The 18,853-nt window shown below is 69.7% G+C and carries 24 protein-coding genes; 10 read left to right on the forward strand and 14 right to left on the reverse strand.

What is annotated here, in order from left to right; genetic code table 11:
* The first annotated feature begins 101 nt into the window (after window positions 1-101).
* The gene (locus HNR23_RS19270; protein WP_184077420.1) at window positions 102-1,091 is read left to right on the forward strand and encodes a R2-like ligand-binding oxidase; all 990 of its coding nucleotides are present in this window, start codon (window positions 102-104) and stop codon (window positions 1,089-1,091) included.
* A 66-nt stretch (window positions 1,092-1,157) separates the two neighbouring features.
* Entirely contained in the window at window positions 1,158-1,586 is a 429-nt protein-coding gene (locus tag HNR23_RS19275; RefSeq protein WP_184077422.1) for an NUDIX hydrolase, read from the forward strand.
* 121 nt (window positions 1,587-1,707) lie between these two features.
* Here the strand turns inward: HNR23_RS19275 and HNR23_RS19280 are convergent, their stop codons facing one another.
* The 3 genes from HNR23_RS19280 to HNR23_RS19290 form a co-directional block, all read right to left on the reverse strand.
* Window positions 1,708-2,664, reverse strand: coding sequence for a CPBP family intramembrane glutamic endopeptidase (locus HNR23_RS19280; protein ID WP_184077424.1), 957 nt, complete (start codon window positions 2,662-2,664; stop codon window positions 1,708-1,710).
* The gene (locus tag HNR23_RS19285) at window positions 2,657-3,388 is read right to left on the reverse strand and encodes a phytanoyl-CoA dioxygenase family protein (RefSeq protein ID WP_184077426.1); all 732 of its coding nucleotides are present in this window, start codon (window positions 3,386-3,388) and stop codon (window positions 2,657-2,659) included. Before HNR23_RS19285 ends, HNR23_RS19280 begins: the two co-directional genes overlap by 8 nt.
* Before the next feature lie 68 nt (window positions 3,389-3,456).
* Window positions 3,457-4,074 carry a TetR/AcrR family transcriptional regulator gene (locus tag HNR23_RS19290; protein WP_184077428.1) on the reverse strand — a complete coding sequence of 206 codons (618 nt, stop codon included), beginning with the start codon at window positions 4,072-4,074 and terminating at the stop codon, window positions 3,457-3,459.
* Between the two features lie 152 nt (window positions 4,075-4,226).
* Here HNR23_RS19290 and HNR23_RS19295 point away from each other — a divergent pair, with 152 nt between their 5' ends.
* Window positions 4,227-6,038, forward strand: a complete 1,812-nt coding sequence (locus HNR23_RS19295; protein WP_184077430.1) for an ABC transporter transmembrane domain-containing protein — start codon at window positions 4,227-4,229, stop codon at window positions 6,036-6,038.
* On the forward strand, window positions 6,035-7,885 hold the full coding sequence (locus tag HNR23_RS19300) for an ABC transporter ATP-binding protein (RefSeq protein ID WP_184077432.1): 1,851 nt from the start codon (window positions 6,035-6,037) through the stop codon (window positions 7,883-7,885). The genes HNR23_RS19295 and HNR23_RS19300 overlap by 4 nt, the downstream gene beginning before the upstream one ends.
* 66 nt (window positions 7,886-7,951) lie before the next feature.
* Here the strand turns inward: HNR23_RS19300 and HNR23_RS19305 are convergent, their stop codons facing one another.
* Window positions 7,952-8,284 carry a DUF397 domain-containing protein gene (locus HNR23_RS19305; protein WP_184077434.1) on the reverse strand — a complete coding sequence of 111 codons (333 nt, stop codon included), beginning with the start codon at window positions 8,282-8,284 and terminating at the stop codon, window positions 7,952-7,954.
* 18 nt (window positions 8,285-8,302) lie between these two features.
* Window positions 8,303-9,178, reverse strand: a complete 876-nt coding sequence (locus HNR23_RS19310) for a helix-turn-helix domain-containing protein (RefSeq protein WP_221308177.1) — start codon at window positions 9,176-9,178, stop codon at window positions 8,303-8,305.
* A 127-nt stretch (window positions 9,179-9,305) separates the two neighbouring features.
* On the opposite strand from HNR23_RS19310, the gene HNR23_RS19315 reads away from it, so the two are divergent.
* Together HNR23_RS19315 and HNR23_RS19320 are read left to right on the forward strand one after the other, a co-directional pair.
* Complete coding sequence (locus HNR23_RS19315; protein WP_221308178.1) at window positions 9,306-9,770, forward strand: ATP-binding protein; 465 nt, start codon at window positions 9,306-9,308, stop codon at window positions 9,768-9,770.
* Between the two features lie 217 nt (window positions 9,771-9,987).
* Entirely contained in the window at window positions 9,988-10,338 is a 351-nt protein-coding gene (locus HNR23_RS19320; RefSeq protein WP_184077436.1) for a hypothetical protein, read from the forward strand.
* Here HNR23_RS19320 and cyaB read toward each other — a convergent pair.
* The 4 genes from cyaB to HNR23_RS19340 are packed head-to-tail and all read right to left on the reverse strand — an operon-like array spanning window position 10,318 to window position 11,710.
* A complete protein-coding gene (gene cyaB, locus HNR23_RS19325; protein ID WP_184077438.1) occupies window positions 10,318-11,037 on the reverse strand; it encodes a class IV adenylate cyclase in 720 nt (239 codons plus the stop codon). The genes HNR23_RS19320 and cyaB overlap by 21 nt on opposite strands.
* A 6-nt stretch (window positions 11,038-11,043) precedes the next feature.
* Window positions 11,044-11,274 carry a hypothetical protein gene (locus tag HNR23_RS19330; RefSeq protein ID WP_184077440.1) on the reverse strand — a complete coding sequence of 77 codons (231 nt, stop codon included), beginning with the start codon at window positions 11,272-11,274 and terminating at the stop codon, window positions 11,044-11,046.
* A 44-nt stretch (window positions 11,275-11,318) separates the two neighbouring features.
* Window positions 11,319-11,543: a hypothetical protein gene (locus HNR23_RS19335; RefSeq protein ID WP_184077442.1), complete on the reverse strand. Its 225-nt coding sequence runs from the start codon at window positions 11,541-11,543 to the stop codon at window positions 11,319-11,321.
* Window positions 11,540-11,710, reverse strand: a complete 171-nt coding sequence (locus tag HNR23_RS19340; RefSeq protein WP_184077444.1) for a hypothetical protein — start codon at window positions 11,708-11,710, stop codon at window positions 11,540-11,542. The genes HNR23_RS19335 and HNR23_RS19340 overlap by 4 nt, the downstream gene beginning before the upstream one ends.
* Before the next feature lie 100 nt (window positions 11,711-11,810).
* Between HNR23_RS19340 and HNR23_RS19345 the strand changes: the two genes are divergently transcribed.
* The 3 genes from HNR23_RS19345 to HNR23_RS27665 all read left to right on the forward strand — a co-directional run bounded on the left by HNR23_RS19345 (window position 11,811) and on the right by HNR23_RS27665 (window position 14,114).
* Complete coding sequence (locus tag HNR23_RS19345) at window positions 11,811-13,145, forward strand: transcriptional regulator (RefSeq protein ID WP_184077446.1); 1,335 nt, start codon at window positions 11,811-11,813, stop codon at window positions 13,143-13,145.
* 41 nt (window positions 13,146-13,186) lie between these two features.
* Window positions 13,187-13,717: an NUDIX domain-containing protein gene (locus HNR23_RS19350; protein ID WP_184077448.1), complete on the forward strand. Its 531-nt coding sequence runs from the start codon at window positions 13,187-13,189 to the stop codon at window positions 13,715-13,717.
* Window positions 13,718-13,826: 109 nt separating this feature from the next.
* A complete protein-coding gene (locus HNR23_RS27665; RefSeq protein ID WP_394353827.1) occupies window positions 13,827-14,114 on the forward strand; it encodes a hypothetical protein in 288 nt (95 codons plus the stop codon).
* On the opposite strand, the gene HNR23_RS19360 is transcribed toward HNR23_RS27665, so the two are convergent.
* From HNR23_RS19360 to HNR23_RS19370, 3 genes are all read right to left on the reverse strand, one after another.
* On the reverse strand, window positions 14,012-14,491 hold the full coding sequence (locus tag HNR23_RS19360; protein ID WP_343070621.1) for a helix-turn-helix domain-containing protein: 480 nt from the start codon (window positions 14,489-14,491) through the stop codon (window positions 14,012-14,014). The genes HNR23_RS27665 and HNR23_RS19360 overlap by 103 nt on opposite strands.
* Before the next feature lie 15 nt (window positions 14,492-14,506).
* Window positions 14,507-15,031, reverse strand: a complete 525-nt coding sequence (locus tag HNR23_RS19365; RefSeq protein ID WP_184077452.1) for a flavoprotein — start codon at window positions 15,029-15,031, stop codon at window positions 14,507-14,509.
* Between the two features lie 79 nt (window positions 15,032-15,110).
* Window positions 15,111-15,419: a nucleoside triphosphate pyrophosphohydrolase gene (locus HNR23_RS19370; RefSeq protein ID WP_184077454.1), complete on the reverse strand. Its 309-nt coding sequence runs from the start codon at window positions 15,417-15,419 to the stop codon at window positions 15,111-15,113.
* Between the two features lie 206 nt (window positions 15,420-15,625).
* Between HNR23_RS19370 and HNR23_RS19375 the strand changes: the two genes are divergently transcribed.
* A complete protein-coding gene (locus HNR23_RS19375) occupies window positions 15,626-15,988 on the forward strand; it encodes a helix-turn-helix domain-containing transcriptional regulator (RefSeq protein ID WP_184077456.1) in 363 nt (120 codons plus the stop codon).
* A gap of 32 nt (window positions 15,989-16,020) precedes the next feature.
* Here HNR23_RS19375 and HNR23_RS19380 read toward each other — a convergent pair whose 3' ends face one another.
* Both HNR23_RS19380 and HNR23_RS19385 read right to left on the reverse strand, forming a co-directional pair.
* Window positions 16,021-16,485 (reverse strand): hypothetical protein, encoded by a 465-nt coding sequence (locus HNR23_RS19380; RefSeq protein WP_221308179.1) that lies wholly within the window; start codon window positions 16,483-16,485, stop codon window positions 16,021-16,023.
* A gap of 848 nt (window positions 16,486-17,333) precedes the next feature.
* Window positions 17,334-18,851, reverse strand: coding sequence for a condensation domain-containing protein (locus HNR23_RS19385; RefSeq protein ID WP_184077458.1), 1,518 nt, complete (start codon window positions 18,849-18,851; stop codon window positions 17,334-17,336).
* Window positions 18,852-18,853 lie beyond the last annotated feature (2 nt).

Here is an 18,853-nt window from a genome sequence, read left to right on the forward strand (position 1 = left end):
TGTGATCGGCGCCGATGCGTTCTGCGGGTGCGCCCGCCCTTTACAGTCCGCCGGTGCGCGCCGCATCGTGGAAGGTCCGGAGCCATCCTGGAGGTACCCCCATGGCCGACCATCCCGTACCCGCGCCCGCCGAACCCTACCGCGACGGCTTCCACTCCCTGCGTTCGGGCGGACTGAACTGGGGCTCCCTGCCACTGCGGCTGTTCGCGAAAGGCAACGCGAAGTTCTGGGACCCCGCCGACATCGACCTGAGCCGCGACGCCGAGGACTGGCAGGCGCTCAGCGGCGAGACCAGGACCCGCGTCCTGCGCCTGTGCGCGCAGTTCGTGGCCGGCGAGGAGGCCGTCACCTCCGACATCCGGCCGTTCATCGGTGCGATGGCCGCCGAAGGGCGCATCGGCGACGAGATGTACCTGACCCAGTTCGCGTTCGAGGAGGCCAGGCACGTCCAGGCCTTCCGGTTGTGGTTGGACGCGCTGGGGGTGACCGACGACCTGCATGCCTATGTCGACGCCAACCCCGGCTACTGCGCGCTGTTCTACGAGGAGCTCCCCGGGGCGCTGCGAGCCCTGGAGCGCGACCCCAGCCCCCGCAACCAGGTCCGCGCGTCGGTCACCTACAACCACGTCATCGAGGGCTCGCTGGCGCTGACCGGCTACTACGCCTGGAACCACCTGTGCCGGGCGCGCGGCATCTTCCCCGGGATGCGCAGGATCATCCGGCACATCGGCGACGACGAGCGCCGCCACATGGCGTGGGGCACCTTCACGTGCCGGCGCCACGTGGCCGCCGACGACGCCAACTGGCAGGTGATCGCCGACCGGCTGGAAGAGCTGATGCCGCACCTGATCAAGACGGTCGGGCGCCGCGCGGAGGAGATCGTCGGCCCGGAGGAGCAGAGGTACGAGCTGCCCGACGGCGAACTGCAGCGCTACGCCGACGACCGGGCCCGGCGCCGCCTGGGCGCCATCGAGACCGCCCGCGGGGTCCCGCTCTCCCGCATCGACACCGACGCCTCACCGGAGGAACTGGAGGAGCGCTTCGGCGAGGAGGACCGGGCCGTGATGGAAGGGCTGGCCGGGCCGGGCTGACGGCGTCGCAACCGCCCCATCCGACGTGCCAGGGGGCGGTCGGAGCGGTCGTCTAGGGTGTTCGCCATGGGAACACCAGTGCCATCCGCTTCGCCCGCGCCGGTCATCGACGCCATCGCGTGGGTACACGTGCGCGACGGGCGCCTGCTGTGCGCGCGGACGCACGGCCGGGAGCTCTTCTACCTGCCCGGCGGCAAGCCGGAGCCCGGGGAGAGCCCCGAGGCCGCGGTGACGCGCGAGGTCGAGGAGGAAGTCTCGGTGGCGCTGCGCCCCGGCACGATCCGGCCGTTCACGGTGGTCGACGAGCTGGCCGACGGCTACCCCGAGGGCACCCGGGTCCGGCTGTCCTGCTACGTCGCCGAGCACGACGGCGATCCGGTCCCGACCAACGAGATCGCCGAGCTGGCCTGGCTCGACAGCGCCGGCCGGTCCCGCTGCGCCCCGGCCGTGCGGCGGGTCATCGACGAGCTCGCCGACCGGGGCCTGGTCGGCTGATCCCCCTCTCCCCCGAGATCATCAGGGGGAGAGGCGCGGGTGGAGGGCCGGAGGTACGTGGCGGTGCCGACGCCGCCGGCGCGCGACGCCGGCACGCCACTCCCCTGAGGCTCCGTCCCCCTCAGGGCTCCCGGTCGGGTTCTGGGGTGCGCCAGTTCACGGGCGCGGGGTGGGCGAGCTGGTAGAGCAGCACGGCGAGGCCGCAGGGCAGGAACGCGAACGCGATCAGCAACAGCGGCAGCGGGTCGCCGACGGCGAACTGGCCGTGCGCATCCGTGGCCAGCAGGACCTGGGCGGCGACCTGGAAGGACAGGTGGAAACCCACACAGGCCCACGTGTTGCCGCTGACCACGCGGATGCAGCCGAGGACGATCCCCACCGCGAGAAGCACCAGGAAGCGGGCGAGGCCGATGGGCTCGTCACCCAGGACGCCCCACAGCACGGCGCCGAACAGGCTGAACAGCACCGCCTGGGCGAGCACCGCGGCGCCCGGCCGCATCGCGGTCATGAGGTTGCGCTGCAGGTACCCGCGGAAGACCAGCTCCTCTGGCAGGGCCTCGTAGAACAGCACGAGGACGGCCAGCACCACGATGAACAGCAGCGCCTCGGGCACCGAGGTGAGCAGGGTGATGCGCGTCCAGCCGAACGCCACGCACACCGCGGTGCCCACGGCGGCCGGCACCGACCAGACGGCCATCCCCAGCAGCAGGTGCCGCCATCCCTCACGCAGTGGGGTGAGGCCGAGGCCGCTCCACGGGCGCCGGTCGAGGTGGCGGCGCGCCAGCACGACCATCGGAATGGCGACCAGGCTGACCAGCGCCGCCGACAGCGCGTGCCCGGCGAGGCTGTAGCCCGGCCCGGTGACCGTGCGGACCACCCACCCCACCAGCGGCCACAGCAGGGTCGCGGCGACGGCCACGGCCGCCACCCGCCAGACCAGGTCGGGCGGTCGGCCGAAGGAGAGGGCGGAGAGCGGCGGGGGCGGTTCGGGGAGGCGGGGGTCGCCGCTGTGTGCCCCTGCCCCGTCCGCCGCACCGGACGGGGCTCCGGGCCGGGGCGCTGCGCGCCGTTCACTCATGAAGCGCTCCTGTGATCAGGGGGAAGTCCGCTCCGCCGAGGGGATGGCCGACCGTCAGGCCGAGCGGGTCGGTAACCGGGTCGGGGCGCCCGTTGTACGTGGCGTCCGCCGCCATGTATCTCGCGCTCAGCACGATGCGCGGTTCCGTGGTCGTGTTGCCGTTCGCCCAGCGGACCGTGCGGGCGCTGTGGAAGACGGCGTCGCCCGCGGCCAGCGGCAGCGTGACCGAGGGTCCGCGCAGGACCGGAACGATGCCGAGGTCCCGGTGCGAGCCGGGGATGAAGGAGAGGCAGCCGCGCTCCGGAGGGATGTCGGAGAGGGCGACCCAGGCGGTGATCGTCTCCGCCGAGTCGTAAGGGTCGTAGGGGGCGTCGCTGTAGCGCACGGTCGGCCTGCCGCACTCCGGCTCCTGGTAGAGGAAGCAGCCGCTGAACAGGCGCATCGCCCGCCCCGTGAGAGCGGAGGCCGACTCCCCCAGCGGGCCCAGGACGAGGTCGCGCAGGGTCCCCTCGGAGCGCCAGTCGCCGGCGCCGCGCAGGACGGTCATGCCCCGCTGGTCCCACCGCGGTTCGGCTTCGTACCGGTAGGCCTCCCACGCGGCCCCGCGCGCGTGGATGAGGGACTCGCCGTACAGCAGGCGGGGGACACGGACGACCCCTGCCTTCCGGTAGTCGGTGATGTCGGCTTCGAGCAGGGTGGTGAACGGGTGTCGTTCGACTCGCACGACGGTCTCTCCTCTCGGGATGGCGTCCGCGGTCGGTCGGATGTGCCCGGAAGCGCGCCGGTCCGGCGTCACTTTCGGATCGCGAGGTCGAAGAGGGTGATCAGCTCGGCCGTATAGGCCTTCAGGTCCAGGTCGGGGTTTCTCGCCCACTGGTCGAGCGCCCCCTCGATGCCCTGCCGGACGGTGACCGCGACGACCCGGGGATCGAAGTCGCGGAACTCCCCGTTCTCCTGTCCCTTGCTCAGGAGATCCTGGAGGACCGTGACCGTCTCCTCCCATTTCTGGGCGAACCGCGGCTTCCCGTCGCTCGTACGGTGGCCGTCGACGATGGACGCCATGGCCAGGTACCGGGTCCGGTTCGCTCCCCAGTAGTCGAGCTCCACCTCCATGTGGACGTGCAGCCGCTCGGTCTCGGTGCGCGCGGACGCCAGCCGGGGCTCGATGAGTGCCCAGCCGTCGTCGAAGATCTGCGTCACGACCTGTTCGAGCAGGTCGTCCTTGCCCGCGAAGTGGTAGGAGATGACGCTCTTGCTGATGCCCGCGTGCTGAGCGATGCGGGCCAGTGACGCCTGCGCGTATCCCACCTCGGCGACGGTCTCGGTCGCCGCCTTGATGATCTGCACCCGACGGGCGGCCTCGATGAAGGGGTTGCGTTTTCGGCCGACCGCACTGATTTTCGGCTGCATGGCGCAAAGATAGGCCGATCGGCCTACGCGCGGCAAGGGGATAGCCGACTTCGGCCAGACCGCGATCTCCCCAGATCAGCAGGGATTCGCTGCTTCCCGCAGGTAAAAAACCTCTGGCGCCGGACACTCTCCCGTGGATAACCTGCGACGCTGTGCGAGCCCTTCCCGAACGCGATCCAGGAACCCCCGACCACCGATCGGCCGGGCGGTACCTGCTCTGGCTGGCGCGCAGGCAGTGGTGGCCGCTGGCCGTCGCCGCGGTCTACCTCACCGTCTACATGTCCCTCCAGGCGCTGCACCCGGTCGTTCTCGGGGCCGCCGTGGACGACGGGCTGGCTTCGGGTGACCCGGAGCGGCTGCTGCTGTGGGGCGCGGCGCTGCTCGCCATGAGCGTCGGAATCGCGCTCCTCATCACCCCGACCCACCGCGCCGAGGCGTTCAACTGGTACGCCTCCGCCTACCGCACCGTCCAGGTGGTGACGCGGAGGTCGGCGCACCTTGGCGCCACGCTCACCCGGCGGCTGCCGACCGGCGAGGTCGTCGCCGTAGGCACCACCGACATCGACGACATCGGCGAGATGTTCGAGCGGGTCGCCCGGCTCGCCTCCGCCGTCCTCACCATCGCCCTGGTCAGCGCGCTGATGCTGTGGTCATCGGTGCAGATGGGGCTGGCCGTCCTCATCGGGGTGCCGCTGATCGTGCTGTGCTCGGGCCCCCTCCTGCGCCCCCTGCACCGGCGCGAGTCCCGACAGCGCGACCTCCAGGCCGCGGTCGCGACCCGCGCCACCGACATCGTCGCCGGGCTGCGCGTCCTGCGGGGAATCGGCGGCGAGCGGGTGTCGGAGACCCGCTACACCGCCGAGTCCCAGCGCGCCCGCGCCGCCGGCGTCCACGTCGGCTGGCTGACGGCGGCACTCCACGCGCTCCAGGTCCTCCTGCCCGGCCTGCTGATGGCCGGGATCATCTGGCTCGGTGCCCGCCTCGCCCTCGCGGGCGAGATCACCCCCGGCCAGCTGGTGACCTTCTACGGCTACACGGCGTTCCTGATGATCCCCGTGAGCGATCTGATGCGCACGACGAACTTCATCGTCAGCGCACACGTGTCCGCCCGGCGGATCGTCCGGATCCTGTCCCTCCCCCACGACCTCCCCGAACCCGAACAGCCCGCTGACGCCCCCGACGGGCCCGTCGACCTGCACGACGCGGGCAGCGGAGTCACCGTCCGGGCCGACCGCCTCACCGGCATCGCCTGTACCGACATGGAACAGGCGACGCTGATCGCCGACCGGCTCGGCCGCTACCACGACGACCCCGACTCCGACGTGACCATGCGCCCCGCAGCGGCCGGAGGGCCGGACGGGGCCGCGAGCCCCACCCGGCTCCGGGACCTGCCGCTGGACCACGTCCGCCGGCGCATCCTCGTCGCCGCCAACGGCGCGGTGCTATTCTCCGGGCCCCTGCGCGGCGAGCTCTCCCCCGACGGCGGGGCCACGGACGAACGCATCCACGCGGCCGTCCGCACCGCCTGCGCCGACGACATCGTCGATGCGCTGCCCGGGGGGCTGGACGGTCACGTGGCCGACCACGGCCGCGAGTTCTCCGGCGGTCAGCAGCAGCGGCTCCGGCTGGCCCGCGCCCTGCTCGCCGACCCCGATGTGCTGATCCTGCTCGAACCGGCCTCGGCCGTCGACGCGCACACCGAGTCGGCCATCGCCGGCCGACTCGGCGCGGCGCGGCAGGGCCGCACGACCGCCGTGCTGACGACCAGCCCGCTCCTCCTCGACCGCACCGACCACGTGGTCTTCGTCGACGGCGGGCGGGTCGTGGCCGAGGGGACACACCGCGAGCTGCTGCGCACGGAGCCGCGGTACGCGCGGACGGTGCTCCGCTCCGCGGCGGACGACGACGGCGACACCCCCGCCACCGGCAGGGCCGTCCCGGCAAGCGCAGGAGAGAGCAGATGACCGCCACGACCACCGGCGCCGCCGAGGACCACCAGGGTGCGGCCCCGCACACACCGGACCGGCCCCACCGCGAGATCCTGCCCATCACCGACTCCGCCCACGTGCGCCGACGGCTGGCGGCGGCGGGCCGCACGCACTGGCGCATCCTCGTTTCGATCGTCGCGCTGCACGCGGTCGCCGCCATCGCGGGGCTGGCCGCGCCCTGGCTGCTCGGCACCATCATCGACGCCGTCCGGGACGGCACCACCGCCGCGCGCATCGACCTCACGGTCGCGCTGATCGCGGTGGCGGTGCTGGTGCACGCCGCGTTCACCTACGGATCGGTCGCCCAGGCGATCCGATTCGGCGAAGGCTTCCTCGCCGAGCTGCGCGAGGACTTCATGCGCGCCGTCCTGCGCCTTCCCCTGGCGAAGGTGGAGCGTGCCGGGACCGGCGACCTCGTCACCCGCACCGGCCGCGACATCGGCCACCTGGCACACGTGGTGCGCTACTCCCTGCCCGAGACCATCATCGCGGTGGTCACCTGCACCCTGACGATCGCCGCCATCGGTGCCGTGCACCCCCTGCTCCTGCTGCCCGCGCTCACGTCGGTCCCGGTGTTCTGGCTGGGCACCCGGTGGTACCTGCGGCGCGCACCGCGGGGCTACGACCGGGAGCTGGCCACCTACGGCGACCTGACCCAGGGGATGACCGACACGGTGGAGGGCGCGCACACCATCGAGGCCCTGCGCCGCGCCGAGCGCATGACCGCCCGCGGCGACGCGAACATCTCCCGCGCGTACGCCGCCGAGCGCTACACGCTCTGGCTGCGGTCGGTCTGGTTCCCGATCCTGGACTTCGGCTACGGGCTGCCGGTGGCCGCCACCTTCCTCATGGGCGGCTGGCTCTACACCCAGGACGTCGTGACGCTGGGCCAGGCCACCGCCGCGACCCTGTTCACGACCCAACTCATCCAGCCGCTCGACCGGCTGATCATGCAGCTCGACTCCCTGATGTACGGCTTCGCGGCGATGCGGCGGCTCCTCGGTGTCCGGCTCGCCTCATCGGAGCACCCGGCCACCGGACACGACACCGCGACCGCGGCGGCGGCGTCACCCGCGCGGGTCACGGCGGCGGCCGCAGCGGTCGAACTCCGCGACGTCCGCTTCGCCTACCGCCCGGACCAGGAGGTGCTGCACGGCGTCGACCTCGCGCTGCGGCCGGGCGAGCGGCTGGCCATGGTCGGCCCCAGCGGCGCGGGCAAGTCGACCCTGGGCAAGCTGATCGCCGGAATCCACGGCCCGACCTCTGGCACCGTTCTCGTCGATGGGACGGACCTGGCCGCCCTGCCCGCCCACGAACAGCGGAGCCGGGTCGTGCTGGTCACCCAGGAGACGCACGTGTTCGGCGACACCCTCGGCGAGAACGTGGCCCTGGCCCGCGAAGGCGACGTCACCGCCGAGGAGATCTGGGCGGCCCTGGAGGCGGTCGACGCCGCGGACTGGGTCCGCGACCTGCCCGAGGGCCTGGACACCCGGGTCGGCACCGGCGCACTCGAACTCGACCCGGCCCACACCCAGCAGCTGGCCCTGGCCCGCCTGGTCCTGGCCGACCCCCGGGTCCTGATCCTGGACGAGGCCACCTCCCTGATCGACCCCGGCGCCGCCCGCCGCCTGGAACGGTCGCTCAACGGAGTGCTGGAAGGCCGCACGGTCGTCGCCATCGCCCACCGTCTCCACACCGCCCACGACGCCGACCGCATCGCCGTGGTCGAGAACGGCGGCATCACGGAACTGGGCACCCACGACGAACTCCTCGCCCGCAACGGCTCGTACGCCTCCCTCTGGCGCACCTGGCACGGCGAGTAACCCCGATAACCCCAAGCAAAAGGTCGGGGCGGGATCTCCCCCGCCCCGACCTCCATGACCGAATCGTCAGCGGCCGAGCCCGCCGGCCTTCACGATCTGGAGGAAGGCCGACCACTCACCAGCGCCAAAGGCCAGGTGCCCCAGACCTCGATGCATCGAATCACGCACCGCCGTAGCGATGCCAAGATCTGCCACCTCAATGCAGTTGTTGCCAGTACCGCTGTGGCTGCTCTTGCGAAAGTGCGCCCGAACCTGCGCAACCTCAAGGCAGTTCTGCTGAGCCGTACTGTGGCTGCTCTTGCGGAAGTCGGGAGGAAGGTGAGCAACCTCGACGCAGGCGCCTCCTGCGTTGCTGTAGCTGGACTTACGCCATCCAGCCTCAGGCACTCGAAGCGTCACGGTGCAGGCACCTCCACATCATGCGAAGTCTCTCATCACGCGGGCGATGAAATCCTTGGACTTGACATCTGACAACGCAGATGATTGCAAATGGTCAAATACCAGATTATACCGGGCAACATCTTCCGCGGATTCGAGGTGCTGGCTACTCGTGAGGTCTTCGATGTAGACCACATCAGGATCCGACTGCTCGGGAAAGCTGAGGATCGCAAACGACGTCCCGAGGGAGGCGTGTCCTCCTTCCGCGAAGGGCAGTACCTGAACTGTGACTTCGCGGAGTTCCGACAGCTCCAAGATGTGTTCGAGCTGTTTGCCGAATGCCTGCCTACCTCCGACGGGGCGGTGCAGGACCGCCTCGTCAAGGATCGCCCACAGCCGCAGCGGAATCTCCCTGGTCAAGAGCTTTTGGCGCTCAAGCCGAGCCTGAACCTGCTCCTCGATGCGCTCAGGCGGCACTTCCGGGCGCGCTGCAAGCAGGACTCCCTTGGAGTACTCCTCCGTCTGCAGCAGTCCTGTTACCAGCTGGTTGTCATACCCAAAGACCGACGCGGCCTCATTCTCCAAGCCCACATAGCGCTCAAACCAGGGTGGAATGGCGCCCTGCTCGAACGTCTGCCACCACCCCTTGAGCTTGGACTCTCGTGAGAGCGTGACGAGCGCCTCGGCCTCTTCATTGCTGGCCCCATAGATCTGGAGGAGCAGCCGGAGATCACGCGGCTTGATACTCCGGCGGCCGTTCTCGACGCGGCTCAGCCATGAAGCATCGCACTCTGCCGATTCAGCCACCTGGCTGAGCGTCATCCCTGCGTCTTTGCGCAGCCGCCGCATCTCCATGCCCAGCCGTCGACGCCGCGCAGTCGGGCTCGCTGCCGCCATGCCTCTTGCCTCCGTCATGCCATCAGGGTACGTCGCTGACTTTCTTTGGCAAAATGTCTTTGACAACTTGCCAAGCGTCCGAAGCTGTCCAATACTGACAGTGTGCCGACGCTCACACCACCTCGTCGGTGGAATGGAGAGATCCATGCCAATCTCTGCCCAGCACAGCCCTCGGACCGACGTAACGACTCTCTTCCTCCCCGGCCTGCGGCTTGGTGAGGTCCGGACCGCCCGCGACTGTGTCGCCTGGGTCCTGTCCAGCGAGGATCCCGACACCCGATCGACTGCACAGCTACTGACCAGCGAACTCGCGTCCAACGCGCTCATCCACGGCGACGTCCGCAACGCCGCCTGCCCCAAGACCGGGCTGCTGGCCGAGCCGCGCCCGTTCTCCGTCACGGTGGACCTGCTCGCCCGGGAGATCAGCGTCCTTGTCTGCGGCCGGGGCGCACGCCGCGTAGCCCCGCGCCCCAAGCGCAACCGCGCCTGGAACGAAACCGGCCGAGGCCTGCTCTGGGTCGAAGCCCTCTCCGCCGCCTGGGGCACCTACGGCGACCACGTCTCCCGCACCGTGTGGTTCACCCTCACCCGCGCGCCCGCCCTGGGCTGACGCCACACACGACAAGACCGCCCCGGCCCTAAGGCAAGTAGGGCCGGAGCGGCCGCCACAGAACCTACCCCACAGGCGCCGCCGCCCGCTTCCGGCAATGGAGGGGAAGAGCGGGCCCGGCCGGCGCCGCCCAAGAAGGGGTGCCCGCCCCGGAACGAGAGGCCGGGCGGGCACCCCGCCCACGAACAGCCACGAACACCCCCCAAGGAGCAACCCCATGCGCACCCCACAGCAGCAGCGGCCCGCCCCACCCACGGCCAGGCCCACGCGCTCACGCCGCTACCGGCCCTACGCCTCGGCACCCCCACCGGCCACCAAGCCCGACCGCTCGCGCCTCCCCGGCCCCGGCCGCCACGCGCGGCAGCCCGTCCCCTCTCACCCGGCGCTCCAGGCCTGGTCCCGCAGACCGGAAAACCACCGCGCATACACCGCCTACAAGCACCGCACCCTCAACGAAACCGCCGGCCAGACCCGCTCGCTCTTCACCATCTGCGAGCAACTCCCCTACTCCTGCGCCATCATCGGCGCCATGCTCCTGACCCACCTCCTAGGCCTCCTGGGGTGGTGACGCCAGCGGTTCCTCTGTTGATCTCGGCGAAGTGCACCGAATATCGGCGATCATTCGGTGCACTTCGCCGAGATCAACAGAGGGCTGGGAGGGGCGTCCCGTTGAAAGAAGATGAAGGCCAGCCGGCCAAGCTCGCACGGATCGGGCCATAGCGAGATCGCGGTAGGGAAGGTCGACGGCGGGAAACCCCGTGAGGCCAAGCCCGCGCTCGATCTCCTCCAAGAGTTCCCTCCCGTCCGCGGCCTCACTGCGCAGCACCTCCACCTCGGCGAAGATGCCGACGTTGTCGACCACGTCGATTGCGACAGTGAGGCCGGGAGTGTGTGGGTGCCGGTAGAGGGTCCTCCGCTTGGCCACCGTGACCAGGTGAACCATGCCCAGCGCAGCAAGGAGCCGTCCGGCCGCGTCCGCCTGCCCGTCTCCCAGTGCCACGTTCGTCTCCCGCTTGGCGATCACATCGCCAGCGGAGTGTGTCACGGCCGTCGTCGGCGGTTCGTAGGTGACCTCAGCGGATGCTCCGTTGCGCCGGATCCTCAGGCACTCCACCGTCTCCATGAAGTCCACATCGGGACGGCTGTAGTAGTCGTCGGTCTCCACCACCGGCCCCGATGCGTGCCACCCGGCTTCGGACAAGTGCCGCCGCACGGATTCCTCAGCGGTTCCGATCTCCCGCTTTCGCTCGATCTCGACCAGGTCCATCCCGCCTCAAATCCTGTCGCTGATCACCGAGTGCACCCTCGCTGTGTTCTGCTCGGTGCACACCTGCTGTACCGCCGCCATCGCCTCAGTCAATGCTGCGGCGTCCGACAACGGAACGCTGCTGAACAGAACCATCTGCTTGGCGTCGAGTAGCGGGGCAGCGAGGCTCTTTCGCCCGTAACGGTTGTAGTACCTGCGCTCCTCGGTGAGCACGTCATCAGAGGCGCGCGGCATCATCGCCGGAGAGGCGGCGGGTGCGGTGAGAAACCGGCCTCGGAGGGTCAGGTCTGGGGGCCGGCGTAAATCCGATCGCTCGGCGGGGGGCGCCGGGCCGGGTTCTCCAGCTGCCGCACGAACGCGTCCACGTCATCCAGGTCCTCAACGATGGGCGCCAAGCCAGGGTCAGTGGGATCGGCAGACCAGTGGTATCGGCTCCGGTAGATCCGATACTGCCCGCCGTAGGTGGCACGCAGCCACTCCTCGACGGCGCCATGATCGGTGGTCACTGGCCCGCCCGCGGCGGCCGGGCGGCGTTGCGCTGGCCTTGGCACAGCACGTCCTGCACGTCGAACCGAGCGGCCGGGACCACGGCGTCGGGTGCTGTGACCTCTTGCGGGTAGCGCTCACGCCTCTCCTCAGAGAGGGTGTCGACGGAAGTACTTCGGCCATCCATGCCCTCAGGGATATCGTCGGGTCACCGATCACCGGCAGGGCGTGATCACACAGGCGTGTGGGACCGCTTTCACGCGGGGTGTGAATCGAGAGGCACCGAAATGACCGAGCCAAATATTCTCCTGGCCGGCCTCATCGAGGAGGCAGGAATCTCCAACGCAGGGCTCGCTTCCCGGGTGAACCGCGTGCTCAGAACACGTTACGACCACACCGCCGTCGCCCGCTGGATCCGGGACCATGCCACTCCACGCGGCCGGGCACCGCAAGTCATCTGCGATGTCCTGACCCAACGGCTCGGCAGGACGATCACCATGAGCGACATAGGGATGGGCCGCGGCGCCGCGTCCGGGAACGCCAGCGACCTCGGCGCCGTCGCCACCCGGACCGCAGCCATGTGGCGCCGAGACGCCCGCCACGAGTCCTTCCTGAAGGACGCCCGGCCCGTGGGCGGAGCGGCGGTGATCATGCCGCTGTTCGAATGGGAGAACCCTCCCGGCGACCTCGACGTATCGGGCTCCGGCCGAACTTCCATTGGCATCCGGGACGTCAACCGCCTCCACACAGCCCGCCACCGCTACGAGGAGATGTACCGCCGCGCGGGCGGTATTCCGGTCCGACCTCGGCTGGCGCGCTTCCTGGCGGAGCAGGTCACACCGATGCTGTCGGCCTCCTTCTCCGACGCAACCGGGCGGCGCCTCTACCGCACCGTCGGGTCTCTCACGGCGCTCGCAGGCATTTGCGCCTATGACGCGCCCCGTCAAGCGCTGGCGCAACGCTACTTCCTGTCCGCCCTGCGGATGGCCAAGGCCTCGGCGGACCGCCGCTTCGGCGCCTACGTCGTTGCGCTGCTCGCGAACCAAGCCATGGCCGCTGCGGAGTACCGGCTGGTCATCCAGTACTGCGAGACGGCTCTGCGTGCGGCAGGGCCCGACCTCACTCCGGCGCTGGTCTCCGACCTGTGCACCATGCAGGCCCGTGCCTATGCGCGACTCGGCGACCAGCGCTCCTGCCACGCCCAGATGGCGCGATCGGAGTCCATGTCCGGGCGGATCCGCATAGAGGAGGAACCCGAGGAGACCTCGTATGTCCAGCCTGGTCTGGTCGAGACGCAGCACTCCGAGGCGCTGCGGCAGCTCGGCGACCTTGGCGCGGCCGAGGAATACGCGGATGAGGCGGTGCGCACTGGCGGCCAGGCGCACCTTCGCGGCCAGGTGCACCGGTATGCCGGGCTCGCGGTAATCAGGGCGCAGCGCGGCCGGGTGCACGAGGCGGTGGAGCCGGCCAGGGAAATGCTGGCACGGGTGCGTGGGATGGAGTCGGACAGGTTGCAAGACCGGGTGCACCAGGTGCGCCGGGCGATTGCCGGTCGCAGTCGTGATCCGGAGGTACGCGAGTTCGCTGAGCAGGCCGATGAGGAACTTCGGCTGGGATTGTGATGTCCTGGGACGCGACACCGCCGTCTCCGGGGAGCTGCCGCATGCGCTGGACTGTCCACTCCGAGCAGCCGCTGTACACCGACCGGTGGCTGGACATCCGCCTTGCCGACGTGGAGATCACCGGCGGTCGGCACCTGGAGCATCGGCTGATCCGCACCGACCCCGGGGCGGGCGCCGTCGTCATGAACGACCGCGACGAGGTCCTGTTGGAGTGGCGGCATCGGTTCATTCCGGACACGTGGGGCTACGAGATCCCGATCGGCGGCGTCCACCCCGGTGAGCACCCGGCCGCCGCGGCGGCCCGGGAGGTCGAGGAAGAAACCGGGTGGCGGCCCGGTCCGCTACGGCCCCTCATCTACACGCAGCCGACCCCCGGCATCAGCGACAGCGAGCACCACATCTTCTTCGCTGACACCGCCGAGCACGTCGGCGACCCGGCCGAGGACTGGGAAGCCGAGCGCATCGAGTGGGTACCGCTCCCCCACATACCGAAGCTAGTCACCGAACGCAAAATCGTGTCGGGAACCACGCTGACCGCCCTGCTGTATGTGTATGGGACAGGACGCCCGTAGTGGCGTGCCGTTGAGACCAACGACCTCGGTAGGCCCCGCGCAGGCAGGGATGCAGGGGGCACACGCGAACTCGGGATTTCTGGGATCAAGGGCTATGGGCACAGTCACCATGGAGCAGCTCCGAAGTCGCCTCGCGCAGGTGATCGGGCGGGTGATGGACGGCGGTACGTCAGCAGCCGTGACCCGGGATGGGACGGTCGCCGCTGTACTCATCTCGCCGGGCGGCTACGAGGACCTCAGGCGCCTGCGTGATGAGCGCGATCGCAGAGTTGTGCTCGAACGTCGCGCCGCGGCTCAGGCCCACCCCAGTCGCATGGTCGCGTTCGACTCCGCGAGAAGATATCGCCCTACATTCCCCCAGATCACGAGGGGAAGCCAGCGCCCCACCTCGTTGTAGCGGGTGGCCTGGTAAGCCGCATAGGTGTGGTCAGCCTCGGCGCGCAGGCGGGCGACGTCGATGGGATGCTCGCCGCGGGATTCCTCGACGATGGTTTCCAGGCTGGTGTAGCGCATCATGGCGCGCTCGATCTCGCGTGCTGCCGTGTAGCGCACCTCGCTGTCTGGGGCCTCGGTGCCGGTCAGGTCCGTGATGTCCAGACGGAGAACGTGGGCCATGCGGGTGAGGACGCTGTGGGCATCAATGTCGCGCTTGCCGCGCTCGACCTGGGACAGCCAGGATTCAGAGCGTCCGACGAGCCCGGCAAGCGCAGCTTGGGAGAGGCCGCGGCGGCGCCGGGCGCGGCGGATGATCTGGCCTCGCATGGCTGCGTCCACGTTCGGCCTCCTCGCCTAGTGGGAGGTGGCCACGGAGCGGAGGGTGGTGACGACCTCGGCCCACGTGGGCATACGGGCCTCGTAGGGGGCGTGAGGGTCGTGCAGCACCGTGACGGCTGGCATGGACCGCAGCACGTCAAGAGAGCGCTGAAAGGCCGGGTGGTCGGCGAGTTGGGGTTTGCACTGCGGCACGACGACGGTGGGGACGCGGTAGCCGACCATCTCGCACAGCAGCCCGATAGCGAAGTTGTCGGCATGGCCGTTGGCGAACTTGTTGGTCGAGTTGAAGGTGAGCGGGCAGGCGAGGACCGCATCCGCAGGCGGCAGCGGCTTTCCGGTCCCCGGCATCCGGTACTCAACGCGCACCCGCTCCCTGGTGAGCTCCGCGAGCTGGTCCGGATCGTGGAACCGCACCCCGGTCGGAGTCGACAGCACCATGATTCGCCAACCATCGGCCTGGAGGACCTTGACCAACTCAGGCACGCCTTCGGGGGCAGGAGCACCTGAGACCACAAGGCAGAGCGTCGACGCCGTCACCATGAGGGCAGTGTAGAAGCGGGCATCGGGGGTGCAGGGCCATGCCTGTCACGAAGCGACCCCCCGTCAGCTGCACCGTCGGTCAGCGGTTGCCGTGCCAGATGAACCGCCCAGTGAAAGCTCCGCGCTCGTCGGCCTTGGCCTGGCGCACCCTCTCCACGCCGTCCGCGCCGCGACCGTGAACCGCCGCCAAAGCGTGGACGACCTCCATAATGTCGGCCAGCTCCTCGACCGCTTGCGGCCCGTCGGCCTCCAGGTACTCGGCGACCTCCTCTTCGAGCTTGCGGCGTAGTTCGCGGACGTACTCCTCGTGCGCTGCCACGGTGATCACTGGCTCGGCACTATCGGCCCGAATGATGCCGGGGATACGGTCGCGCACCAGCTTCGGCATGGGTCACTCCCAGCTCAGACCGAGTCCGGACTCCTTCCGGACCTCCCATGTCGCCAGGACGATACCTAGTGCCAGCTACCGCCGCAGGGCCTCTCAACGAATCGGACTCACCCCGATCAACCTGGGAGGCTTGCTCGGGTGTTGCATAAATGCAACGGTCGTGCTGGAATGATAGGGCCCCACCAGGAAGGATGAGGTCGATCGTCATGCACAGCGCCTTCTGGGACGACCACAAGCGCGACCTGAGCGACCCTGAGTACGCCCGTGAGTTCGCCGCCGAGTCCGCCCGCGTGCGCACCATTGACACGATCATCAACGCCATCGACGACGCGCGCGTGGCCGCAGGGATGAGCAAAGCCGAGCTCGCCCGCGCGATCGGCTCCGATGCCGCTGTGGTGCGCCGCCTTCTGTCGTCGTCCAAGGCGAATCCGACGCTCGGCACACTCGCCGAGGTGGCCGCCGCTCTCGGCATGAAGGTCGTCCTGGAGCCCATGACACCTGAAGAGCGAGAAGCCGTCACCAAGCCGATGACCCAAGGCGGGAAGTCCCAGCAAGTCATCTCGGCTTGAGGAGTAGCCCACTGCCCGCCAGCCGCGTCCGCTCACCCGATGGGACGCGGCTGTTGGCTGAAGTAGTCCTTCCCGAGCAGGAGTACGGCCGCGTAGTCGGAGTCCGGCAAGGTCGTACGAAATGCCTTCGTGCGCCCGTCCACGAGCACGAGCAACGGCTTGTCGACCCCCTTGGCTTCGTAGTCGAGCAGGCAGAACACCCGATAGTGCGTACGATTCGGCGGGCCGTCTACGCGAATCTCGAACCACCCTGTCATGGATCCGCGCATGGCCTCCCAGTAGCCGCCGCCCGCAAAGCGCATTGGCGGAGCTTGAGCTACCGCAATCGCGGCACTACGGATGCGAGCACGGATCGTCGCCGGTACTGAGTTCAAGTACTCCTGAGCGGGCATCGTTCCGTCTGGCGCGCGATAGAACACGATGTCGTGCTCATCGGTAGGCTGCGGGCCGGTACGGATCGCGGTCCTCTTATTCCGCCCCCTGCGCTTGGATGTCACGGGCCATACCGTAGCGACCTTCGTCATCATCCTCGCATTCCTCACTGCTCCCGTGAGGCCGAAGCACCTTTTTCGGGCACGGTGAATTCTCGATCAGACGATCCGATGTTCTGCCGAACAAGGGGCCGACGGCCAATGGGGCAGGGAAGGCGCGATCCAGGGATTCGATCCCCCGGCGTTCGGGGACGCTGGGGTGTCGGGCGCCCTGATTTGTCGCATAGAACCGCCCGAAAACACGGGATTCCGCTTTGCGTGAGGGGGATTCCGAAACACGGAAGGAATCGGCAGCCCTCAACCACATTTCGCCGATGACCATGGGGGCGCATCTGATCATGCCCGTTTCGCCCTAAGAATTCCCATGGTCATTGCACAGGAGGGTTCCGGGCCGCGCCTTTCCGCCACAAGGGAGTGCTCCACCTTGCGGACAACAGCGGCGCCCCACCCCCTTCCACCCTCGCCGCCGCTTCTCCAGCAGAGCAGCGGCCAGCCACCCGCGGACAAAGCCGCCATCACGCTACTCAGCAAAGGACCCAGCGCCCCGCAACCCGCACTATGGTGAACACAGCCGCAGTGCAGCCACCGAGGCCATGTCACAGGAAAATAACGCCCCGCATCGTCCCAGGTCACGAACTGTAAGCCCCGCGCAGGCGGGGATGGACCGCTCCGGCGAGCTTCGGCCCTGGTCAAGAACCAGTAAGCCCCGCGCGGGGATGGACCGAGCGCGATGACCTCGTCGGCGTCGGCTTCCAGGTAGGCCCCGCGCAGGCGGGGATGGACCGCCCACCCCGCTGGATGACGACGATTTCGCGCGGTAGGCCCCGCGCAGGTGGGGGTGGGCGGATCCGTGTTTACGAGGCGGAGATGGTGCCGCGGTAAGGCCCGCGCGTGTGGGTGGTCATCGCTTCTCCCAGGGCGTCGGCGAAGGAGAGGACGGTGGCTTCTGCCGCTGGGGTGGCCGGGTAGCGGGAGCGGAGGAACAGGCCCTCGTGGGTGCGGGAGATCCAGAACTGGGCGTCGTCGGCGACGGTGACGGCGCTGAGGTGGTGGGCGTTGGCCGGGGCGAAGTCGTCGGAGCCCGGGAAGCGGCGGTAGTCAACGAACGAGAGCATGAAGACGTCGTCGCGGGTGCGGGTGAACTCGTCGCCCAGGGCCGCCAGGACGTGGGCGACCGGGCGGCGGGCCAGGTCGAGGGCAGTGCGGAAGCCTGTTCTGGCGGCGTGGAGGCGGGTGGTGAACGCGGAGAGGGCCGCCGACTCGGCCGATTCCTCCCCTTCTGGCGCATCCGCGGATTCCAGCGCTTCCTCCGATTCCGCTGGTCGGCCGGGGCCGCTGCCCCCCGTGATGTCGAGGGTGAGTGGGGCGACCGTGGTGAACCAGCCGATGGCGTTGGTCCACCGCTCCTCGTGGCGGGTGTGCAGGGGTACGCACAGGCGGAGTTCGTCGCCTGGGCCGAGGCGGTGGGCGGCCTCGCCCACGGTGGCCAGGACGCCGGAGAACAGGCTGCCGCCCGCGTCCCGGCATGCCCGTTCGAAGGCGTCGGCGGCCCGGTCGTCCAGGAGGCGGCGGGTGTCGGTGCCCTGGGGGTGGCGTTCCCCCGGGGCCAGGCCCAGGTCGAGGGGGAACGACGGGGTGGTGCCGCCGCACGCGGCGAAGAAGTCGGCCCAGCGGCGGATGAGTGGGTCGTCGCGTGTGGGTGGGGACGCCACGACCTCCTGTTCCAGGGCGCAGAAGTCCACGTAGCTGCCGACCGCGGGCAGGTCGGGCTCGCTTCCGGCGGCGACGGCGCGGTAGCACGCGCCCAGCTCGCGGACGGCGATGGCCAGGGAGTAGGCGTCCACGTTGCAGTGGTCGAACCCGCAGAACACGGTGGCGCTGCCGGGTCGGAGGACGACCGCGAACAGGTAGGAGGGCCAGGAGAGGGCGCGGCACGCCTCGTCGAGTCGCTTGGCGACATAAGCGCGGAGGGCGTCCGTTGTGGTGTAGTCGCCTACTTCCCGGGGTTCCAGGTCGAAGGCCTCTGCGGGGAGGACGAAGCGCTCGATCGCCTCCCCGTCCGGCGCCGGGCGGAAGCCGCTGCGCAGGGTTTCATGGCGGCGGACCCAGTGGACGAAGGCCTGCCTCAGGGCTTCCGGGCAGATGGCACGGCTCGATCCGAGGTCGCCCTCGAAGTCGAACGCGCAGGCCAGCCAGTGGCGCGGCCCGTCGTGCTGGCGGCGCTCCGTCTCCAGGTGGAACCGCTGGTTGAGCGAGGGCGGCACCGGGGAGGCGGGCGTGCCGTCGGCGGCGGTGAGCGTCGCCGCCGACGGCACGAACTCGATGACCCGGCCGGGCGCCGGGTCGTAGCGGTCCAGCGTGGTGACCCGCACGT

The sequence above is a fragment of the Nocardiopsis mwathae genome (genome assembly GCF_014201195.1).
Lineage (GTDB): Bacteria > Actinomycetota > Actinomycetes > Streptosporangiales > Streptosporangiaceae > Nocardiopsis_C > Nocardiopsis_C mwathae.